The following is a 19,766-nucleotide window of genomic DNA, read 5'->3' as shown; positions in this document are numbered from 1 at the left end:
CGCGCCCGGGGAGGTGCGGGACGGCTCCTCGTCGATTTCCACCAGGGACAGGTCGATGCCCAGCAGATCGTGGCTGATCTGGTCATTGTCGTCACAGAGAATACCCGCCCGCTCCAGTGAGTTTTCCAGCTCGCGGATATTGCCGGGCCAGTGATAAGTGGTGATGGCCTGGATGGCATCGGGGGCCAGCTTGAGGCTGTGTCTGTCGAGCTTCTGGCATTGCTTGGCCAGCAGTACATCGGCAATTTCGAGGATATCCTTGCCCCGTTCCCGCAATGGCGGCAGATCCAGATTGACCACATTGATGCGGTAAAACAGGTCCTCGCGGAAGCGGCCCTGTTCGCAGAGCTTCTTGAGATTGCGGTGGGTGGCGGCCACCAGTCGCACATCCACCTTGCGGGATTTCACCGAGCCGATCGGTCGCACTTCTTTCTCCTGCAATACCCGCAGCAGCCGGGCCTGGGCCTCCAGTGGCAGCTCGCCCACTTCGTCGAGAAACAGGGTGCCGCCATCGGCGGCGGCCACCAGTCCCTTGCGCGCCTCGGTGGCACCGGTAAAGGCGCCTTTCTCGTGGCCGAACAGCTCCGCCTCGATCAGGGTTTCGGGAATCGCAGCGCAGTTCACGCAGATCAACGGGTGGCGCGCCCGCGGGCTCTCGTTGTGAATGGCGCTGGCGGCCAGTTCCTTGCCGGTGCCGGTCTCGCCGTGGATTAACACCGTGGCATCGGTTTTGGCCACTTTCTGGATAATGTTGAACACCGCCTTCATGGCGGCACTGGAACCGATCATGCCGCGACCCGACAGGTCGGCCGCTTTCACCGGCCGGGTCGGTTTGGCGTTGTCGAGGATGCGGTGTACCGCCTCCAGCAGTTCGGTGGGGTCGAAAGGCTTGGGGATGTAATCCACCGCGCCCAGGCGCATGGTCTCCACTGCCGACTTGAGACTGGCGTAGCTGGTCATGATCAACACCGGTACATCGCCGGCCAGTTGGATCAGGTCGGTGCCGGGGGCGCCGGGCAGGCGCAGGTCGCTGATGATCAGTGAGAAGTCGGAGAGCTCGAACTGGTCGAGCGCGTCGCGGATACTGCAGGCCTCGCTGGTGGCGAAGTGCTGGCTGTTGAGCAATTTTCTGAGGGAGCTGCGAATGCTGTCTTCGTCTTCGACAATCAGGATGGAATCCATGGAAAGCCTGCTGCAAAGGGAATGTGCGTGCCGGTGCTAGTGTTACCTCGATGTTACCGGGATGCAACCCCTGGGAACAACTGGTTGGTACTTCCTGTAACAGCTCTTTTACAGTGACCGTGCTAGCCGGCGGAGGGCGGCGTTTGCAGGGCGGGAGCCCGCAGATGCAGCAGCTGGGGAACGGCCTGGCGCTGCCAATGGCCGACGGCCCAGGACAGTATCTGCTCGGGGTTGCTGTGGCACAGAGCTGTCGGCGGGGCCTGGTTCAGCCAGTGCAGAACAGTCCACAGATTCAGGGAGGGGGTCTGTTCATCCACTGCCCTGGCCAGGTTTTGTTTGCTGAGTTTGTGACCTTTGGCATCGACGGCTACCGGCAGGTGACCGTAGTCCGGTTGTGGGAAACCCAGCACCTGCTGCAGGTAGATCTGTCGGGCGGTGGAGTCCAGCAGGTCGCTGCCGCGGATGATATGGCTGATCTGCTGAAAGGCATCATCCACCACCACCGCCAGCTGGTAGGCAAACAGGCCATCCTTGCGGTGCAGCACAAAGTCGCCAACTTCCAGCTTGATGGATTGCCGCTGTCGCCCCTGGAAAATATCCTCAAAACCGATGTCGCTCTGTTCGTCTACGGCCAGCCGCAGTGCGTGGGGTTGTTCGGCCCCGCCTTGGGGGGCGCAGCGCAGCAGATGCAGTCCGCCGCGCTCTTTCAGCTGCTGGCGGCTGCAATGACAGGGGTAGGCGAGATTGCGATCGAGTAACTGTTGCAGTGCGGCCAGATAGGCCTCACCGCGCTGGCTCTGGTACAACACCCGGTCATCCCACAGCAGTCCGTGGGCTTCCAGTTGGCGGAGGATGCGCTCGGCGGCGCCGGGCATTTCCCGCGGCGGATCGATGTCTTCCATACGCACCAGCCAGCGGCCGTCACAGCGGCGGGCATCGAGATAACTGGCGACAGCGGTAGCCAGGGAACCGAAATGCAGGGGACCGGTGGGGGAGGGAGCAAAGCGCCCGATGTAGGGAGTGGTGGGGGAGGAATCCATGCTGAGGAGAGGAAGCGGCGGGGCCGCTTCCGTCAGTCATCAGCCGCCGGTGAGCTGCTTTTCCTTGATTTCGTCGAGGGTTTTACAGTCCACACAGAGGTTGGCGGTGGGGCGAGCCTCCAGGCGACGGATGCCGATCTCGACACCACACTGGTCGCAGAAGCCGTAATCATCGCCTTCGATGCGCTCCATGGTGCTGTCGATTTTCTTGATCAGCTTGCGCTCCCGGTCGCGGGTGCGCAATTCCAGGCTGAATTCCTCTTCCTGGGTGGCGCGGTCTGCGGGGTCTGGAAAGTTGGCGGCCTCATCTTTCATATGGGAAACGGTGCGGTCGACTTCTTCCATCAGCTCCCGTTTCCAGGCCAGCAGAATTTTCTTGAAGTGCTCACGCTGGGGCTCGTTCATATACTCTTCACCCTTCTTCTCTTTATAGGGTGTAAAGCCGTGAAGGGAGGCAACGGTGGCAGTTTCTGCTTTTTTTGGCATCTGTTCGAGCTCTCGGTAGGTTGCGAGACCCGCGTTTATAGTGCCAGCGGGAAAAATTTTCAAGTAAAAACGTTTATTTTCACGCTCTCAGCTGAATCTCTGCCGCCCGGTGGCACTTTTGACGCACTTTCAGCCGCTGTGGAGGTTGTAGGCATCCCTGGGCAATCACGCCATAATGCCCTGCCCAATTGCCGACCGGAGATAAACCCCGGTGCGGCGACAGCGAGAGCAGCAGTGATGAGATTGGCCAACCGAACCCGCAACCTCACCTCCTTTAAAGTGGTGGATTTTCTGGAGGCCGCCCAGGCGCTGGAGGCACAGGGGCGCGACATTGTCCATATGGAAATTGGCGAGCCGCGCTATGCCACCGCCGAACCCATTGTGGCCGCTGCCCGCCGGGCGCTGGCGGACGGGCGCACCGCCTATACCCCCTCCTGTGGTATCCCCGAACTGCGCCAGGCCATTGCCGCGGACTACCAGCGCTGCCACGGGCTGGAGATTGACCCGCGGCGGGTGATTGTCACCACCGGCAGCAGTGCGGCGCTGGGGATGGTGTGCGAGCTGTTGCTGAACCCCGGCGACGGCCTGTTGCTGGCAGACCCCGGTTACCCCTGCAATCCCAACTTTGTGCGCCGTCTGGATGCCGAACCGCAGCTGGTGGCGGTGAATGTCACAGATAATTATCAACTGACCGCGGGGTTGGTGGCGCGCCACTGGCAGGCCAATACCGTGGCCGCGATGGTGGCGACGCCGAGCAATCCAACGGGCGCCGTCATCGGCCGGCAACAGCTGGCGGCGTTGCACCGGGCGGTGTCCGATCAAGGGGGCGCCCTGATTGTCGATGAGATCTACCACGGCCTCACCTACAGCGATGAGGCAGCCACCTCGGTGTTGTCGCTGACAGATGATGCCCTGGTGATTAACAGTTTTTCCAAGTATTTCGGTATGACCGGTTGGCGCTTGGGCTGGATGGTGGTGCCGGACGCCGCCGTGGATACCCTGGCGGTGATGGCGCAGAACTTCTATATCGCCAGCCCCAGTATTGCCCAGTACGCGGCGCTGGCGGCCTTTTGCCCCGAGACCATCGCCATCCTCGAGGCCCGTCGCCAGGACTTTCGGGCGCGGCGGGATTACCTGGTGCCGGCCCTGCGGGCGCTGGGCTTTGTGATCGCGCGGGTGCCGGAGGGCGCCTTTTACCTCTACGCCGATGTGTCGGCGCTCACCGATGATTGCGAGGCCTTTTGCTGGTGGCTGCTGCGGGAACACGGCATCGCCTGCACTCCGGGCACCGACTTCGGGCAGCACCGTGCCCGCCAGCATGTGCGTTTCGCCTACACCGAGTCCCTGCCGCGCCTGCAGTTGGCAGTGGCGCGACTGACCGAGGCATTGAAGAAATGATTATTGCCCCCGCCCTCGAGCAGGCCACCCTGCTAAAGCGCTACAAACGCTTCCTCGCCGATATTCGCCTGCCCGGCGGCGAGGACATGACGGTGCACTGCCCCAACACCGGCTCCATGAAAAATTGCTGGGCGCCGGAGACTCCCTGCTGGTTTTCCCGCTCCGACGATCCGAAACGCAAGCTGCCGGGTACCCTGGAAATCACCACCACCCCGGATGGCCACCTCACCGGGGTGAACACCGGCAGGCCCAACAAGCTGGTGCGGGAAGCCATTGAAAAGGGTGTGATCGCGGAATTGCAGGGCTACAGTGCCATCCGCCCGGAGGTGAAATACGGCGCAGAAAACAGCCGCATCGACCTGTTGCTCAGCGAGGGGGCGCGACAGTGTTTTGTGGAAGTGAAAAACACCACCCTGGGGGTGGGCGGCGGCCGGGTATTGTTTCCCGATGCGGTCACCGCCCGCGGCACCAAGCATCTGCGCGAGTTGATGGCGATGGTCGAACAGGGGCATCGGGCGGCGCTGGTGTTCTGCGTGCAGCACAGCGGCGCCGAGTCCGCCGGGGCCGCCGAGGATATCGATCCGCTGTATGGGGCGACCCTGCGCGAGGCGCTGGCCGCCGGGGTGGAGGTGCTGGCCTACGGTTGCCGGCTGTCGGCCACGGAGATTGTCATCGACCGGCCGCTGCCGTTCCGGCTGGATTGAACGCCCCGGCAGTTCGGGCGAGTCAGCTCAGGCGAACAATCCTTTCAGGGCATCCAGGGATTCCCGCCCTTTCTTTTTCACCACTTCGGGGTCGCTGTTGCCCATGCCTTCCTTTTCCAGGTCTTCCTCGGGCAGTTCGTCGAGGAAACGGCTCGGGGTGGTCTCCGATATCTCCCCAAACAGCTTGCGCCGCGCCGCCATGGTCATGGTGAGGGTCTGGCGGGCGCGGGTGATGCCGACGTAGGCCAGGCGGCGCTCCTCCTCGATGTTGTCCTCTTCGATGCTGTTGCGGTGGGGCAGCAGCCCCTCTTCCATGCCGATCAGGAACACGTGGGGGAATTCCAGCCCCTTGGCGGCGTGCAAGGTCATCAGTTGCACCTTGTCGTCGGCGGAATCCTCTTCCTGGCGATCGAGAATATCCCGCAGGATCAGTTTGGCGATAACATCTTCCACGGCGCTGTCGCCGGTCTCTTCCTCGGCAACAATCTCCAGGTCGTCCCGGGTCAGCAACTTCTTGATCTGTTCCACCAGGAAGTTGACATTCTCCATGCGCTTTTCCGCCACCGCGCCACTGCTGGCGTTCTGGTGCAGCCAGCCCTCGTAGTCGATGTCGCTGATCATTTCGCGGATGGCGCTGACCGGATCGCCGTTGCTGCAGTTGCTCGCCACCCCTTCGATCCAGTGGCGGAAACGCTGTAGTCGCTCCAGGTTGTGGGGCGCCAGCTGTGCCTGCAGGCCCATTTCGTCGATGGCGGCCATCATGGAGATCTGCCGCTGGTTGGCATAGTGGCCGAGCTTCTCCAGGGTGGAGGTGCCAATCTGGCGGCGCGGGGTGTTGATGATGCGCAGGAAGGCATTGTCGTCGTCGCCGTTCACCATCAGCTTCAGGTAGGCCATGATGTCCTTGATCTCGCTGCGGGCGTAGAACGAGGTGCCGCCGCTGAGCTTGTAGGGAATGCCCTGGGCCTGCAACTTCAGTTCCAGCAGGCGCGCCTGGTGGTTGCCGCGATAGAGCACCGCGAAGTCGCGGAAGTGGCAGTTCTTGCGCAGCCGCAGGTTGATGATTTCATTGACCACCCGCTCGGTTTCCGCATCTTCGTTGTCGGTGCGGATCAGCCGCAGGTGATCGCCGGGGCCCAGCTCACTCCACAGGGATTTGCTGAACAGGTGGGGATTGTTGTCGATCAGCTGGTTGGCGGCGCGCAGGATGCGGCCGGTGGAGCGGTAATTCTGTTCCAGCTTGATGACGTGCAGTTCCGGGAAGTCCTGCTGCAACTGTTGCAGGTTCTCCGGCCGGGCGCCGCGCCAGGCGTAGATGGACTGGTCGTCGTCGCCTACCACGGTGAGGGCGCGGCGGGCGCCCACCAGCAGTTTCACCAGCTGGTACTGGGCAAAGTTAGTGTCCTGGTACTCGTCCACCAGCAGGTAGCGGATGCGGTTCTGCCACTTCTCCAGCACTTCCGGTGTGTCCCTGAACAGCAGGGTGGGGATCAGGATCAGGTCGTCGAAGTCCACCGCGTTGTAGGCGCGCAATGCGTCGCTGTAGCGTTTGTAGACCAGGGCAATGGCCTGCTCGCCGCCACTCGCGGCTTTTGACAGCGCCTCCGCCGGGGACAGCAGGTCGTTTTTCCAGTTGGAGATCTGGTGCTGCACCAGGTCGAGGTGATCCGAGTCCAGATCCGAGTTTTTCAGCATCAGTTCGCGCAGCAGGCTTTTGCCGTCCTCGGCATCGAAGATGGAAAAGCCCGGCTTGAAGCCCAGCTGTTTGATCTCCCGGCGGATGATGTTGAGGCCGAGGTTGTGGAAAGTGGACACGGTGAGACCGCTGGCCTCGCGGCCGCTGACCAGTTTACCGGCCCGCTCTTTCATCTCCCGGGCCGCCTTGTTGGTAAAGGTGACGGCGGCGATGTGGCGGGCACTGATGCCGCACTGCTGGACCAGGTAGGCGATCTTGCGGGTGATCACACTGGTCTTGCCGCTGCCGGCGCCGGCCAGCACCAGCAGGGGGCCATCGATGTAGTGGACGGCGGCACGTTGTTGCGGATTAAGTTTGTTCAAGCCTGTCTGCCGGTGGCGGTTTCAATGGGCGGCGGATTGTAGCAATCGGGCACCAGAATGCCACCGGAACTTGGCGGTTATCCGAACACATATTTTCCCGGTGCCGGCCACAGCGGCTTGTACCCCTTGTCGGGGGCGCCCATGGTGGGGGGGGCTACCGTTTCGCTGCACTGCTGGTCCAGCCACAGGTCCAGCACCGGCCACCAGGAACCGATGTGGGTGTCCTGGGTGTCATTCCAGGTATCCGGGTCGATATAGCGATCCATGGGATCGTGGCAGGCCACCTGGTAACTGCGCCGGGGGTGTTCGGGGCCGCAGGCGATACCGGCGTTGTGACCGCCGCTGGTGAGCAGGAAGGTAATGTCGCTGCGGGCGATGTGGTGCAGTTTGTAAACGGATTTCCAGGGGGCGACGTGGTCGGCGCTGGTGCCCACCACGAAGAACGGTGCGCGGATGTCCTGGATGGCGATGGGCTTGTCGTCCACCAGGAATTTGCATTCGGCCAGGCGGTTTTCCACGAACAGTTCGTGCAGGTAGCGGCTGTGCATGGTGGCGGGCATGCGGGTGCCATCGGCATTCCAGGCCATCAGCGGGATGGGCTTGGATTCGCGGCCCAGGTAGTAGCGCTCCACCGCGGGATTCCAGATCATGTCCTGGGAGCGCAGGGCCTTGAACGCCCCGCCCATGCTGGCGGCCTCCAGGTAGCCATCGGTCCACATCATGCTGTCCAGGAAGGCCAGTTGGCTGGCGCCGAGGAAGCGGGTGATTTCCCCGGCCTCGGTGAAGTCCACCTGGGCGGCCAGCAGGGTGACGCTGTTGAGGCTGTCGTCCCCCTCGCGGGCCAGGTAGGCGGCGCCGATGGCCAACAGGGTGCCGCCGATGCAGTAGCCCATGGCGTTGATCCTGGTGTCTGGCACCACTGCCTGTACCGCCTCCAGTGCCGCCAGGAAGCCGGATTTCAGGTAATCGTCCAGGTCCAGTTCGCGGTCATCCTTATCCGGGTTTTTCCAGGAGATCATGAACACGGTTTTACCCTGGCCCACCAGGTAATTGACCATGGAGTTTTCCGGCAGCAGGTCGAGGATGTAGTACTTCATGATCCAGGCGGGCACGATCAACAGCGGTTCTTTGGCCACGGTCTCGGTGGCGGGACTGTACTGGATCACCTCAATCAGGTGGTTCTGGAAAATCACCTGGCCGGGGGTGACGCCGAGGTTTTCGCCCACCTTGAAGTCGCCCATTTCCGGGCGATTGTCCTTCAGCAGTTTTTTCTGGATATCCCGCTGCATGTTGCCTATGCCTTCCAGCAGGTTCTTGCCCTTGCTGTCCCAGGTGACCTTGAGCACCTCCGGGTTGGTGGGCAGAAAGTTGGAGGGCGAGGCGATATCCAGCACCTGTCCATTCATGAAGTTGACCAGCTCGACGTTGAGCGGGTCCATGCCGGGGACGCCAGCATCGGCTTCCCGCAGCCAGTCAAGGGCCATGCCGTGGCCGCGGGCCAGGACGTTGAAGGGCAGCTTTTTCCACAGCGCATGTTTGAAAAAGGAGGAGCTGTGGGGTAGCGGCTCTTCGGTTTTCTCGGCGATGGTGCGTGCGGTATAGGTGGTCAATTGCAGGACTTTCTCGCTAAAGCTCTGCATCAACTTGAGCCGGCGCGCCGGGGCGATAGACAGGTGTGCCAGCCAGTCCGTATAGGCGAGGATTAACTGGATCGGCGACAGCCCCTGGGCGCCCTTGCCAATGATGGCGCGCAGTCGGGTATCGATTTTGTTGACGGTGTCATCTTTCAGGCGGGGAATTTCGGTGATCAGGTTGTCCAGCTCATCAATCACCTTGGAAATCGTTCTGTCCGGTTTTTCTGCCACGCATTCACCCTCAGTTGGAACGGACCATACTACCGGCCACGTGTCATTTTCGTGGCAGTGTACTCAAGATTGCCATTGAGGCACGGTATAAATCAACGGCTGAATTTAAGGCGGTAGCTCAGGGCTTCGCTGAGGTGGTCGAGGGCAATGTTGTCGTGCTGGTCCAGATCGGCGATGGTGCGGGCCACCTTTAACACCCTGTGCACGCCCCGGGCAGAGAGTCCGAGCTGCTGGGCGGCCCGTTCGACAAGCACTTTCTGGCTGTTGTCGAGGGTGCAGTGGCTGCGCAGTTGCCGGCTGTCCAGTTGCGCATTCAATCGTCCCGCCCGGCGAAACTGTTTTTGCCGGGCCTCGATGACCCGTTGCAGCACGGTGTGGCTGTTGTCGCCCTCCGGGGCCTGTTCCAGCAGTTGCCCGCCGGGCAGGTTGGGCACCTCCACCAGCAGGTCGATGCGGTCCAGCAGCGGTCCGGAAATTTTTTCCCGGTAGCGGCGCACCTGATCCGGGGTGCAGCGGCAGCGCGCATTGCCGAGGTGGCCGCAGGGGCAGGGATTCATGGCGGCGATCAGCTGGAAGTTGGCCGGATAGCGGGTTTGTGCCTGCACCCGGGAGATCAGTATCTCACCGGATTCCAATGGTTCGCGCAGCACTTCCAGTACCTTGCGGGGAAACTCCGGCAGTTCATCCAGAAACAGCACTCCGCGATGGGCCAGGGAAATCTCCCCGGGTCTGGGAATGCCGCCCCCGCCCACCAGGGCTGTGGCGGAAGCGGTGTGGTGCGGCGCGCGAAACGGTGGCTGCGCCAGTGACGGCCGCAGGCCGAGCCCCGCTACGGAATGAATGGCGGCGACTTCCAGCATTTCGCTGGCCTGTAGGGGCGGCAGAATGCCCGGCAGGCGCGTGGCGAGCATGGTTTTACCGGTGCCGGGCGGGCCGCTGAACAGCAGGTTGTGGCCCCCGGCGGCGGCAATTTCCAGGGCGCGTTTGGCCTGGTGCTGGCCGACAATATCGCGCAGGTCGGGTGCCTCGCTGTGGGCTACTTGGGTTGGAGGCTGTGGTTGCGGCTCGATCAACTGGTTGCCGTTGAGGTGGGCGCAGACTTCCAGCAGGTGTCGGGCGGGATAGACGGTGGTGTCCCGGCTGAGCGCCGCTTCACTGGCATTGCCCTCGGGGGCGATCAGGGCGCGCCCGGCCCGCGCGCAGGCGAGGGCGGTGGGCAATACCCCGTCGACGGGTCGCAATTCCCCGGACAGGGCCAGTTCGCCGACCGCTTCCACCTGGCCCAGAGAGTCAAGGGGCAGTTGTTCGGAGGCGGCGAGGATGCCGAGTGCGATGGCCAGATCAAAGCGACCGCCTTCCTTGGGCAGGTCCGCCGGGGCGAGGTTGATGGTGATACGGCGGGCGGGGAATTCAAAGTGGGCATTGAGCAGGGCGCTGCGCACCCGATCCTTGCTTTCCCGGACGGCGGTCTCCGGCATACCGACAATGGTCAGGCCGGGCAAACCGTTGGACAGGTGGACCTCTACGGTCACCGGTGGTGCATCGATGCCCACCTTGGCCCTGCTGTGAACGATGGCGAGTGCCATGTATACCCTCCCTGGTACGACTCATTGGTAGTGCATTATCCCGGTGCGTTTTTACCGGGCGCAAGCGCTGCGGTGGTTCAGACCTGCTGGTCGGCAATGCGCGCTTCTAGTTCCGCCAGCTGTTTTTCCAGTTGCTCCAGCTTTTCCCTGCTGCGGGTCAACACGGCGCGCTGGGCATCAAACTCGTCCCGGGTCACCAGGTCCAGCTTGTCAAAGGTGGCCTGGGCGGCCGCCCTGATCTTCTGCTGTAACTCCGTGCCCAGCATTTCCGCCCCCGGTGTGATCACGCTGTTCAGTTGCTGCAGAAACAAATTCAGTAATTCGTCGGGTTTCATAGTAAGAGTCCACTGTGCGGGTGGGGGTTATTTTAGAGGCATTGTGGCCGCTGTACAGGTTCGGATGGCTGTCGGCAGAGATTATTTTTAGACCCTTTTTGGTGCTTCATGGCGCCCTGTCCTATATTTATCGCACCAATATTGTGCATTTATGGTTGTTGGACGTTAGGTCAAGGGGGTTTTTAGGTGCCTGGGTGGTTGGCATGTCAAATGCATAAATCATGTTGGCGAGACTGACCTAGAAGTCGTCCCCGTTAAATTTTGTTGCTGTTGTTTATATATTTGGAGAAGCATATGAACACGTTCAAGAAATCCCTGATTGCAACTTCTATTGCATTGACCCTGCCGGTTGTTGCAAACGTTGCCCAGGCTTTTGAAACATCCGCCAATGTCACGCTGACTACTGACTATAAGTTCCGCGGTATTTCCCAAACAAATACGAACCCTGCTATTCAAGGTGGTTTTGATGTTGCCTTCGATAGTGGTTTTTATGTGGGTACCTGGGGTTCGAACGTAGATTTTGATGATCCGGATGACTCGGATGCCAACATGGAGCTGGACTACTACTTCGGCTTTGGCGGCGAGATATCTGAGTCGCTGAGCTACGATATCGGCTACATCTACTACGACTATCCGGGTTCCGATACCTCTACAACCGGGTTGTTCCCACTGACTGCTGGCCGTGACCTGGATTACCAGGAAGTCTACGCGAGCATGTCCTTCAATGATTTGACGGTTGGCTTTGCCTACTCCGATGACTACTGGCTGGAGACCGGCAACTTCTACTACGTCTATGCCGACTACGGTTTTGAGTTGCCCGGCGGTTTCGGCCTGGGTCTGCACTACGGCTATAACGATTTCGAATACGACAGCAATGACAGCAATGCCAAAGATGCTGAACAGGCATTTCTTGCTGATGGTGAAGACAGCTATTCCGATTACTCCATCAGCCTGAGCAAATCCTACGTCGGTCTGGATTTCTCCCTGAGCTGGGTGGATACCGACCTGGATGAGGATGAGTGCTGGGGCACCGACTGGTGTGACAGCTCTGTGGTTTTCTCTGTCAGCAAAAGCATGTAATTGACCGGTGGCGCTCCCGTCGCCGGGGGCGCCGCTATCCCTGAGGAGCAATGCGATGAAAATGATTACAGCAGTTGTCAAGCCCTTCAAACTCGATGATGTTCGTGAAGCACTGGCCGCCATCGGTGTACAGGGTGTGACCGTCACAGAAGTCAAAGGCTTCGGCCGCCAAAAGGGGCACACAGAGCTCTATCGCGGTGCCGAATACGTGGTGGATTTTCTGCCGAAAGTAAAACTCGAACTGGCCCTTGCGGATGACATGGTCGACGGCGCCATTGAGGCGATTACTTCGGCTGCCCAAACAGGCAAGATCGGCGATGGCAAAATCTTTATTTCGGATTTGCAGGATGTCATTCGAATCCGTACCGGTGAGACCGGTGCCGAAGCGGTTTAAAAGAGACGGGAGATTAGAACAATGAGTCCTGATATTATTGAAGTCAAATACGCGCTGGATACGTTTTACTTTTTGATAACCGGTGCGTTTGTTATGTGGATGGCGGCGGGTTTCGCCATGCTGGAGGCGGGCCTGGTGCGCGCCAAGAATACCACCGAAATCCTGACCAAGAACGTGGCGCTGTTTGCCATCGCTTGTACCATGTACCTGCTGATGGGCTACACCATCATGTACGGTGGCAGCGCCGGGGGTATTCTGCCCGATGCCTGGTTTGGCAACGGTATTGCCAATGCCACTGCAGAAGAAGTGCTGGCCAGCAATGGTGATATCTATTACTCCGGCGCATCCGATTTCTTCTTCCAGGTTGTCTTTGTGGCCACGGCCATGTCAATTGTTTCCGGTGCGGTTGCTGAACGCATGAAGCTCTGGGCCTTCCTGGTGTTTGCCGTGGTGATGACCGGTTTCATTTACCCGATGCAGGGTATGTGGAAATGGGGTGGTGGTTTCCTTGACGCCGCTGGCTTCCAGGACTTTGCCGGTTCCGGCGTGGTTCACCTGTGCGGTGCTACCGCTGCGCTGGCCGGTGTCTTGTTGCTCGGTCCCCGCAAAGGTAAATACACAGCAGATGGCCGCATCAATGCGATCCCCGGTTCCAATATGCCCCTGGCCGCACTGGGTATGTTCATCCTGTGGATGGGCTGGTTTGGCTTCAACGGCGGTTCCGAGCTGAAAGTATCGGATATCGGCGAAGCCAATGCCGTTGCGGATGTGTTCGTGAACACCAACGCCGCTGCCTGTGGTGGCCTGATTGCCGCGCTGATTGTCGCCCACCTGGTATTTGGCAAGGCCGACCTGACCATGGCCGTCAACGGTGCGCTGGCCGGTCTGGTCGCCATTACCGCTGAACCCCTGAACTGGGGTGGCATCGGTGCCACGATCATCGGTGCCGTCGGTGGTGTACTGGTGGTGTTCGCTGTGATCGGCATGGACAAGCTGAAAATTGACGACCCGGTCGGTGCCATTTCCGTTCACGGTGTGGTGGGGATCTGGGGGCTGCTGGCAGTCTGTTTCTCCGGCAATGAGGATGTGACCCTGGTCGGTCAGCTGACCGGTGTCGGTGTGATCTTCGTGTGGGTCTTTGTGACCAGCCTGATTGCCTGGGCAATTATCAAGGCGGCCATGGGTATTCGTGTCGGTGAACAGGAAGAATACGAGGGTGTGGATATGTCCGAATGCGGCATTGAGGCCTACCCTGAGTTCACTGGAAGCGCCAAGTAATCTTTTCTCGGTTGCAGGGGGTTGGCTGATGAGGTCAACCCCCTGCTTTTTTATGTGGGTTTCCCCGCCGAGCAAAAGGTGCAATTTTCTGAAGGAACGTGTATCTTTTTGCGATATTTCTAGAATAACGAAAAAAGCATAAGGTAACCGCATATGAAGCTTATTACAGCCATTGTCAAACCCTTCAAACTGGATGATGTGCGCGAAGCGCTCGCCGAAGTGGGCGTCCAGGGTATTACTGTTACAGAGGTCAAGGGTTTTGGGCGCCAGAAGGGGCACACTGAACTGTACCGCGGCGCTGAATACGTGGTGGACTTCCTGCCCAAGGTAAAACTGGAAATCGCTGTGGATGACAACCATGCGGATACGGTTGTGGAGGCCATTACCAAATCGGCGCAGACCGGCAAGATTGGTGACGGCAAGATCTTTATTTCTGAATTGGAAGACGTTATCCGTATTCGTACCGGTGAAACCGGTAGTGACGCTATCTGAGGTCGGGTTAACTCAGCGTTCGCTCAGCAGGTAACACTGCTCCAGAAAAGCGCGGCATTTTTCCACGGAATCCAGCTCGCGTTCCTCGACAATCAATAACCCGGGGCAGGCGGCCTTCAGTGCGCTGACCAGCAGGCCATCGCCGTCCCGGCTGGTTGAATTTCCACTCTTGATGATCGGTGTAGATCCCGCCCCGCAACTGGGGGAGCGGGATTTTACGATGTAAGCGCACAGCTCGTGTGCCCGCTGGGTCGCAAATTGGTGCGCGCTGCACTGGAGGGCATCGGTGACATCCAGCCGGGTATCCTCGACGCCGAGGGCGCGCAGCTGGCCATTGGGTTGTTCAGCCAGGTGCACGGGCGGGCGCGGGATACCGAGTTCCGCATCCACTTCAGGGCAGAAAAGCAGCAAATCGAGCCAGGGGCCCAGCTCCCTCATAATCAGCTCATGGTATTTGTGATCGCCGTCATAGCGCACTTCCCGGCCGCTCAGACAGGCGCTGATGCCCACCTTGGGCTGCATTTCACGGTGGGCTGTCATATGAATCGCAGAAAGATCAGTCATGGTCGTTTGGTCTGGTTACGGGCTGATGATCAGGTCGAACACCACCTGAATATTGTCCTGATAGGTCAATTGATCCGGCAGGTAGGTGCCGGGTCTCGAAACAGATGAACGCAATAATTGTGCCGATTCAATGCCCGCATCCTGCATTTTGGGAGAGAAGATCGGCGTGTTGTTGTGGTAGTCAATGCGCACAATCGGACCCAGTTCTGCGCCGTAGGCTTTGGCCAGGGCGGATGCCTTGGCTTTGGAATCGGCGATGGCCAGCTTGTGCGCCTGGAGTTGGTGCTCATCGGCATGGCTGTTCTCATAGCGGAGATTCTCGATACCTTCGAGGCGCTGGGCCAGGGCCTGGTCGATGACGTGGGTGAGTTGTTCCAGCTTGTGCAGGGTGACCGAAAGCGTCCTGACCGCTTCATAGCCGCTAAAGTGACGGCTGCCATCACTGTGCTCATATCGCGGATAGACGCGCAGCGAGGAAGCCACCACATCCTCCTGATCAATATCCATTTTTTTGAGTTGATCGAGGAAGCTGTTGAGGCGGTCGTCCACATCGCGTTTGGCTTCCTGTCCGGACTTGCGTATGGCGCTGACGCGGAGATCAATAATGGCGGTGTCGGCGCTGGCCTGCACCTCGCCATAGCCATTGGTTGAGAGCAGGCGGCGGTTGCTGTCGTCGTCAGCGGCGGCAGTGAATGAGCACAACAGTAGGGAAAGCAGAAGAAGGTGACGCACGGTGATACTCCATGTCTGGTGCAACGGGGAGCAGTTAGAGTCCAAGCTGCTAAAAAAGTTTTCAGAAAGAACAAATTATACAGTGGCGATCCCGGGCGCTGTGGAATGCGGCGGGGGAGAACCGGCAGTGCCGGTAGCGATGCTCAGTCGCGGTCGTTTTTCCGTTTGGCGCGCGGGTGGGCCTGGTCGTAGATTTTGGACAGGTGCTGGAAATCCAGGTGGGCATAGATCTGGGTGGTGGAGAGGTTGGCATGGCCCAACAGCTCCTGTATGGCGCGCAGGTCGCCGCTGGATTCCAGCAGGTGGCTGGCAAAGGAATGGCGCAGCATATGGGGGGTGAACCTTGCCCTGCATGCCCTGTTGCAGGCTGATCAAGCGCAGCCGCTCCTGTACCGTGCGGGGGGCAATGCGCCTGCCGCGGGCGGAAATAAAGACCGCGTCCTGATCGTCAGAGGGAATCTCCGAGCGCCTGGTCAGCCAGCTCCGCAGGGCCGCAATGGCGTGGCTGCCCACCGGCACCTGTCGCGTCTTGCCACCTTTGCCGGTGACCCGCACCAGTTGATCGGCGAAATCGAGATCGGTCAGGTTGAGGGGTGTCAGCTCGGACAGCCGCAGGCCGGAGGAATAAAACAGCTCGATCATGGCGCGGTCGCGGCAATCGATCCAGCCATCACCGCGGGTGGACACAAACTGGCTGGTCTGATCGACATCCAGGGTGGTGTGGGGTAGTTTTTTGGGCGCCTTGGGCGCCGCGATGCCGGCAGAGGGGTTGGATCTGACCCACTGGTGTTTCAGGGCATAGTTGAAAAAGGTGCGCAGGGAGGACAGCCAGCGTTGCAGGCTGCGCCCACCGAGACCGCGATGGTGGAGTTGCGACATACAGCGCCGCACGTGCTGGCTGGTGAGCGCGGCCGCACTCATCAGCTGTTGCTGCGCACACCAGTCGGCCAGTTTGTTCAGGTCGCGAAGATAGCTATTTACCGTGTGTGGGGAGAGCCTGCGCTCGCTGCGCAGATGTTCCTCGAAGCGGGCGAGCTGATCAGCAAGTTGGCTGCCCATCAGCGGCGCCGCAGGTTAGTGGTCCAGCCGGGGAATAATCCGGCACAGGACTTCAGCGATGTAACTCAGGAATAGCGTGCCCATGCTGCTGCGATAGAAATTCGGGTCGCTGTGACCGATGGCGAGGATGCCGAAAGGGCTGCCCTGGGTCAGGGGCACGGCGGCGACAGAGCCGACCCGGTTGGCTGTGTCGCCGAACAGGAAGGTCAGTTCCTCGCTGCCGAGCACGCCACAGGTTGCCCGGTTGTTGCGCAGCAGGGTGCCGATCTGGCGATTGGCCTGTTCCGCGCTAACGATGCGGGTATGGGGTGAATCCAGCTTGAGTGGTTGCTCACCGAGCAGGATCAGGCTGTGAAACTCGACCTGGAAGTCGGAGCCCAGACTGGTGGAGACGGCATCCAGCACATCGGCTTTTTTGCCGCATTCGAGCAGGGTCAGGATCAATCGCTTGGTCTTTTCGAACAGTTTGTCGTTGACCTTGGCGGAGTCCAGCATGCCATTGAGGCGCTGGCGCATTTCCAGATTGCGTTCGCGCAGCACCGAGACCTGGCGCTCAATCAAGGAGATGGCTGCGCCGCTCTCGTGGGGCAGGCTGATCATCTCCAGCAGCTCGGGGTGATCCTCAAAAAAGTTGGGGTGTTGTTGCAGGTAGGCTTTGACCTGCTCGGGAAGCGGTTCTGCCGGGATGCGAGGAGCTTGTTGTTGCGTGGTCATATTCTAATCCGCCCATGGAACACCGTCGTGGCGCTTCCTGTCATGATTACCGGTTGGCCTTCGCCGGACCAACTGATTTCAAGGCTCCCTCCCGGGAGGTTAACGGTTACCGGGGAGTCTAACAGGTCTTGCAACTGGCCTGCTACTGCGGCGGCACAGGCGCCGGTGCCGCAGGCCAGGGTCTCTCCCGCGCCGCGTTCGTATACTCTCAGGTTGATCTGGTGGCGGTTCAATACCTGCATAAAACCCACGTTGACCTTGTTGGGAAACCGGGGGTGGCGCTCCAGTGCGGGGCCGAGGGTTTCGACCGGCGCAGTCTGCACATCTGCCACCCTCAGCACGGCGTGGGGGTTGCCCATGGATACGGCGCCGATGGTCAGCTGTTGGCCGAGGGCTTCGATGGGATAACTGACCGCTCGCGTCTCGGCCTGAAAGGGAATCTGTGCGGGCTCGAGTACCGGGACCCCCATGTTCACTTCGATCAGGTTATTGCGTTGCACGTGCAGGGTAATGATGCCGGCGGCTGTCTCCACCCGGATGTCGCTTTTGCCGGTGAGGTGGCGGTCGCGGACAAACTTGGCGAAGCAGCGGGCACCGTTGCCGCACTGCTCCACCTCGCTGCCATCCTGGTTGAAAATGCGATAGCGGAAATCCAGGTCGTGGCGGGTAGGCGGTTCCACCAGCAGGATCTGGTCGCAGCCGATACCAAAGCGGCGATCACCCAGTCGGCGGGCCAGCTCAGGGGTCAAAGTAACTTCCTGGGAGACGCCGTCGATGACGACGAAGTCATTGCCCAGGCCGTGCATTTTGGTAAAGCGTAGCAGCATACGGTTGTGCGTCTGTCCCTGTGGTTACATTGCGCCCGCTTGCAGGCATCCCTTGTTGTTTATACAGGAAGAACGGTCTCGCCGCGAATCAGGTCCTGAAAGGTCTCCCGGCGGCGAACCTCAATGGCCTGCACGCCATCCACCATGATTTCCGCAGCCCGTCCGCGACTGTTGTAATTGGAACTCATGGAAAACCCGTAGGCGCCGGAAGAGGCCACACTGAGCAGGTCCCCCGCTGCAATCGCCAGGGTGCGGTCCTTGCCGAGAAAGTCGCCGGTTTCACAGACCGGTCCGACCACATCCCAGCTCAGCGGCGCAATATCGGTCCTGGGTTTCACCGGGTCGATATTGAGCCAGGCTTGGTAGAGCGCCGGGCGGATCATGTCGTTCATGGCGGCGTCGACAATGGCAAAATTCTTTTCGTCACCGGGTTTCAGGTATTGCACGCGGGTCAGCAGCACGCCGGCATTGGCTGCAATGGAGCGGCCCGGTTCGAGCACCAGGGTCAGGCCTCTGTCACCGAGTTCATGGCGTAGTGCGGCAATATAGTCGGCGGGGTGGGGCGGCTGCTCGTTCCTGTAGCGCACGCCCAGGCCGCCGCCGAGATCCAGGTGCTGTAAGCTGATACCCGCTGCGGTGAGTTCGTCCACCAGCGCCAGCACCCGGTGCAGGGCATCGATGAACGGCGCGGTGTCAGTCAGTTGCGAGCCGATATGACAGTCCACCCCGACAATGTTCAGGTGCGCCATATCCCTGGCCCGCAAGTAGACCTGTGGGGCGCGGTGGATATCGATGCCGAACTTGTTCTGCTTGAGGCCGGTGGAGATATAGGGGTGGGTGTTGGCATCCACATCGGGATTGACCCGCAGGGAGATGTTGGCCACCTTGCCGCAGTCCCCGGCCACCCGGTTCAATACCTCCAGCTCGGCTTCGGATTCCACATTGAAACAGTGGATGCCCACCTCCAGCGCGCGCGCCATTTCCTCCGGCAGTTTGCCGACGCCGGAAAAAATGACTTTATCAGCGCTGCCGCCGGCGGCGAGTACCCGTTCCAGTTCGCCCGCGGAGACAATGTCGAAACCCGCTCCCAGTCTGGTCAGCACGTTGAGCACGCCGAGATTGGAGTTGGCTTTGACGGCATAACAGATTAAATGGTCGCAGTCGCTGAGGGCATTTTTGTAGGCCATGAAGTGCTCGGTCAATGCCGCCCGGCTGTAGACATAGGTGGGCGTGCCGAAGCGCTCGGCAATGGCGGTCAATGCCACCCCTTCGGCGCAGAGCTCGCCGTTGCAGTAGGTAAAGTGTGTCATGGTGTCTGGAATCTGTTGGCTGGCGGTCAGGGCTGTTCAGCGTCGGCGGATACTTCCGGAGCTGCGGGCGCTTCCTGAGCCGCGGGAACTTCTTCGACTGGCTCGGGTGGCAGGTACAGTGGCCCCTTGTTGCCGCATCCGGACAGACCGATAGTGGATAGCGCTGCCAGCAGCACCAATGCAAAAATTCGTTGCATGGAAAAACCCGTTTTTGAATTTTGATAAGCACAGGAGTATACCGGCTGTAGCCCGCCACACTCAATCGCGTATACTCCCGCGGACGACTTTCTTGTGCTGTTTTGGAGCGCTGCTGCTGTGAATGAATCCCAATTCAATGACCTGGCCGATGAACTGATGCTGGTGATAGAAGAGGCGATTGATGCCAGCGGTGCGGATATCGACTACGAAACCTCCGCCGGGGTGATGACCCTGACCATTGAGGCGGATGGCTCAAAGGTGATTATTTCCCGCCAGCCCGCCATGACCCAGATCTGGGTGGCGGCCAGGTCTGGCGGATACCATTTCAATTTCAGTGACGGGCAGTGGTGCTGTTCTACCACGGCGGAAACCCTGCCGGAGTTGCTGAGCCGGGCCTGTAGCGAGCAGTCCGGCGAGGCGCTGCTGCTGAATTTCTAGGCCGGGGGCACAGGGTCAAGCCGCTG

Annotated in this window: 21 protein-coding genes; 7 read left to right on the top strand and 14 right to left on the bottom strand. The window is 60.2% G+C overall.

Annotated elements, in window-relative coordinates:
• The 3 genes from ABY948_RS01600 to dksA form a co-directional block, all read right to left on the bottom strand.
• Nucleotides 1–1,182 (bottom strand): sigma-54-dependent transcriptional regulator (locus ABY948_RS01600; RefSeq protein ID WP_461480755.1); only part of this gene is annotated, 1,182 nt, incomplete at its 3' end.
• Between the two features lie 122 nt (nucleotides 1,183–1,304).
• Entirely contained in the window at nucleotides 1,305–2,222 is a 918-nt protein-coding gene (gluQRS, locus tag ABY948_RS01595) for a tRNA glutamyl-Q(34) synthetase GluQRS (protein ID WP_461480754.1), read from the bottom strand.
• 39 nt (nucleotides 2,223–2,261) lie between these two features.
• Entirely contained in the window at nucleotides 2,262–2,708 is a 447-nt protein-coding gene (dksA, locus tag ABY948_RS01590) for an RNA polymerase-binding protein DksA (protein WP_461480753.1), read from the bottom strand.
• A gap of 237 nt (nucleotides 2,709–2,945) precedes the next feature.
• Here dksA and ABY948_RS01585 point away from each other — a divergent pair, with 237 nt between their 5' ends.
• Both ABY948_RS01585 and sfsA read left to right on the top strand, forming a co-directional pair.
• Nucleotides 2,946–4,106, top strand: coding sequence for a pyridoxal phosphate-dependent aminotransferase (locus tag ABY948_RS01585; RefSeq protein WP_461480752.1), 1,161 nt, complete (start codon nucleotides 2,946–2,948; stop codon nucleotides 4,104–4,106).
• Nucleotides 4,103–4,810 (top strand): DNA/RNA nuclease SfsA, encoded by a 708-nt coding sequence (gene sfsA, locus ABY948_RS01580; RefSeq protein WP_461480751.1) that lies wholly within the window; start codon nucleotides 4,103–4,105, stop codon nucleotides 4,808–4,810. The genes ABY948_RS01585 and sfsA overlap by 4 nt, the downstream gene beginning before the upstream one ends.
• 27 nt (nucleotides 4,811–4,837) lie before the next feature.
• Here the strand turns inward: sfsA and rep are convergent, their stop codons facing one another.
• From rep to ABY948_RS01560, 4 genes are all read right to left on the bottom strand, one after another.
• Complete coding sequence (gene rep / locus ABY948_RS01575) at nucleotides 4,838–6,868, bottom strand: DNA helicase Rep (protein ID WP_461480750.1); 2,031 nt, start codon at nucleotides 6,866–6,868, stop codon at nucleotides 4,838–4,840.
• A 77-nt stretch (nucleotides 6,869–6,945) separates the two neighbouring features.
• Nucleotides 6,946–8,733 (bottom strand): PHA/PHB synthase family protein, encoded by a 1,788-nt coding sequence (locus tag ABY948_RS01570; RefSeq protein ID WP_461480749.1) that lies wholly within the window; start codon nucleotides 8,731–8,733, stop codon nucleotides 6,946–6,948.
• A gap of 92 nt (nucleotides 8,734–8,825) precedes the next feature.
• The gene (locus ABY948_RS01565; RefSeq protein WP_461480748.1) at nucleotides 8,826–10,319 is read right to left on the bottom strand and encodes a YifB family Mg chelatase-like AAA ATPase; all 1,494 of its coding nucleotides are present in this window, start codon (nucleotides 10,317–10,319) and stop codon (nucleotides 8,826–8,828) included.
• A 77-nt stretch (nucleotides 10,320–10,396) separates the two neighbouring features.
• Complete coding sequence (locus ABY948_RS01560) at nucleotides 10,397–10,654, bottom strand: accessory factor UbiK family protein (RefSeq protein WP_461480747.1); 258 nt, start codon at nucleotides 10,652–10,654, stop codon at nucleotides 10,397–10,399.
• 294 nt (nucleotides 10,655–10,948) lie between these two features.
• Between ABY948_RS01560 and ABY948_RS01555 the strand changes: the two genes are divergently transcribed.
• The 4 genes from ABY948_RS01555 (at nucleotide 10,949) to glnK (ending at nucleotide 13,898) form a co-directional block, all read left to right on the top strand.
• Nucleotides 10,949–11,734 (top strand): TorF family putative porin, encoded by a 786-nt coding sequence (locus ABY948_RS01555; RefSeq protein WP_461480746.1) that lies wholly within the window; start codon nucleotides 10,949–10,951, stop codon nucleotides 11,732–11,734.
• 55 nt (nucleotides 11,735–11,789) lie between these two features.
• The gene (locus ABY948_RS01550) at nucleotides 11,790–12,128 is read left to right on the top strand and encodes a P-II family nitrogen regulator (protein ID WP_461480745.1); all 339 of its coding nucleotides are present in this window, start codon (nucleotides 11,790–11,792) and stop codon (nucleotides 12,126–12,128) included.
• Nucleotides 12,129–12,149: 21 nt separating this feature from the next.
• Nucleotides 12,150–13,406, top strand: a complete 1,257-nt coding sequence (locus ABY948_RS01545) for an ammonium transporter (protein WP_461480744.1) — start codon at nucleotides 12,150–12,152, stop codon at nucleotides 13,404–13,406.
• A 153-nt stretch (nucleotides 13,407–13,559) separates the two neighbouring features.
• Nucleotides 13,560–13,898: a P-II family nitrogen regulator gene (gene glnK / locus ABY948_RS01540; RefSeq protein ID WP_461480743.1), complete on the top strand. Its 339-nt coding sequence runs from the start codon at nucleotides 13,560–13,562 to the stop codon at nucleotides 13,896–13,898.
• 12 nt (nucleotides 13,899–13,910) lie between these two features.
• On the opposite strand, the gene ABY948_RS01535 is transcribed toward glnK, so the two are convergent.
• From ABY948_RS01535 to lptM, 7 genes are all read right to left on the bottom strand, one after another.
• Nucleotides 13,911–14,462: a 2-thiouracil desulfurase family protein gene (locus ABY948_RS01535; protein ID WP_461480742.1), complete on the bottom strand. Its 552-nt coding sequence runs from the start codon at nucleotides 14,460–14,462 to the stop codon at nucleotides 13,911–13,913.
• A 15-nt stretch (nucleotides 14,463–14,477) separates the two neighbouring features.
• Entirely contained in the window at nucleotides 14,478–15,194 is a 717-nt protein-coding gene (locus ABY948_RS01530; protein ID WP_461480741.1) for an SIMPL domain-containing protein, read from the bottom strand.
• Nucleotides 15,195–15,269: 75 nt separating this feature from the next.
• Nucleotides 15,270–16,253 carry a tyrosine-type recombinase/integrase gene (locus ABY948_RS01525; RefSeq protein ID WP_461480740.1) on the bottom strand — a complete coding sequence of 328 codons (984 nt, stop codon included), beginning with the start codon at nucleotides 16,251–16,253 and terminating at the stop codon, nucleotides 15,270–15,272.
• 15 nt (nucleotides 16,254–16,268) lie between these two features.
• Complete coding sequence (locus ABY948_RS01520) at nucleotides 16,269–16,967, bottom strand: DUF484 family protein (protein WP_461480739.1); 699 nt, start codon at nucleotides 16,965–16,967, stop codon at nucleotides 16,269–16,271.
• Nucleotides 16,964–17,794, bottom strand: a complete 831-nt coding sequence (dapF, locus tag ABY948_RS01515; protein ID WP_461480738.1) for a diaminopimelate epimerase — start codon at nucleotides 17,792–17,794, stop codon at nucleotides 16,964–16,966. The genes ABY948_RS01520 and dapF overlap by 4 nt, the downstream gene beginning before the upstream one ends.
• A gap of 59 nt (nucleotides 17,795–17,853) precedes the next feature.
• Nucleotides 17,854–19,104, bottom strand: a complete 1,251-nt coding sequence (lysA, locus tag ABY948_RS01510; RefSeq protein ID WP_461480737.1) for a diaminopimelate decarboxylase — start codon at nucleotides 19,102–19,104, stop codon at nucleotides 17,854–17,856.
• Nucleotides 19,105–19,130: 26 nt separating this feature from the next.
• On the bottom strand, nucleotides 19,131–19,301 hold the full coding sequence (gene lptM, locus ABY948_RS01505) for an LPS translocon maturation chaperone LptM (protein WP_461480736.1): 171 nt from the start codon (nucleotides 19,299–19,301) through the stop codon (nucleotides 19,131–19,133).
• A 118-nt stretch (nucleotides 19,302–19,419) separates the two neighbouring features.
• Between lptM and cyaY the strand changes: the two genes are divergently transcribed.
• Nucleotides 19,420–19,740, top strand: coding sequence for an iron donor protein CyaY (gene cyaY, locus ABY948_RS01500; protein ID WP_461480735.1), 321 nt, complete (start codon nucleotides 19,420–19,422; stop codon nucleotides 19,738–19,740).
• The last annotated feature ends 26 nt before the right edge of the window (nucleotides 19,741–19,766 follow it).

The sequence above is a fragment of the Porticoccus sp. genome (assembly GCF_041592135.1).
Taxonomy (GTDB): domain Bacteria; phylum Pseudomonadota; class Gammaproteobacteria; order Pseudomonadales; family Porticoccaceae; genus Porticoccus.
Note: the sequence above shows the minus strand (reverse complement) of the source record. Positions and strands in the feature narration are given on the sequence as shown.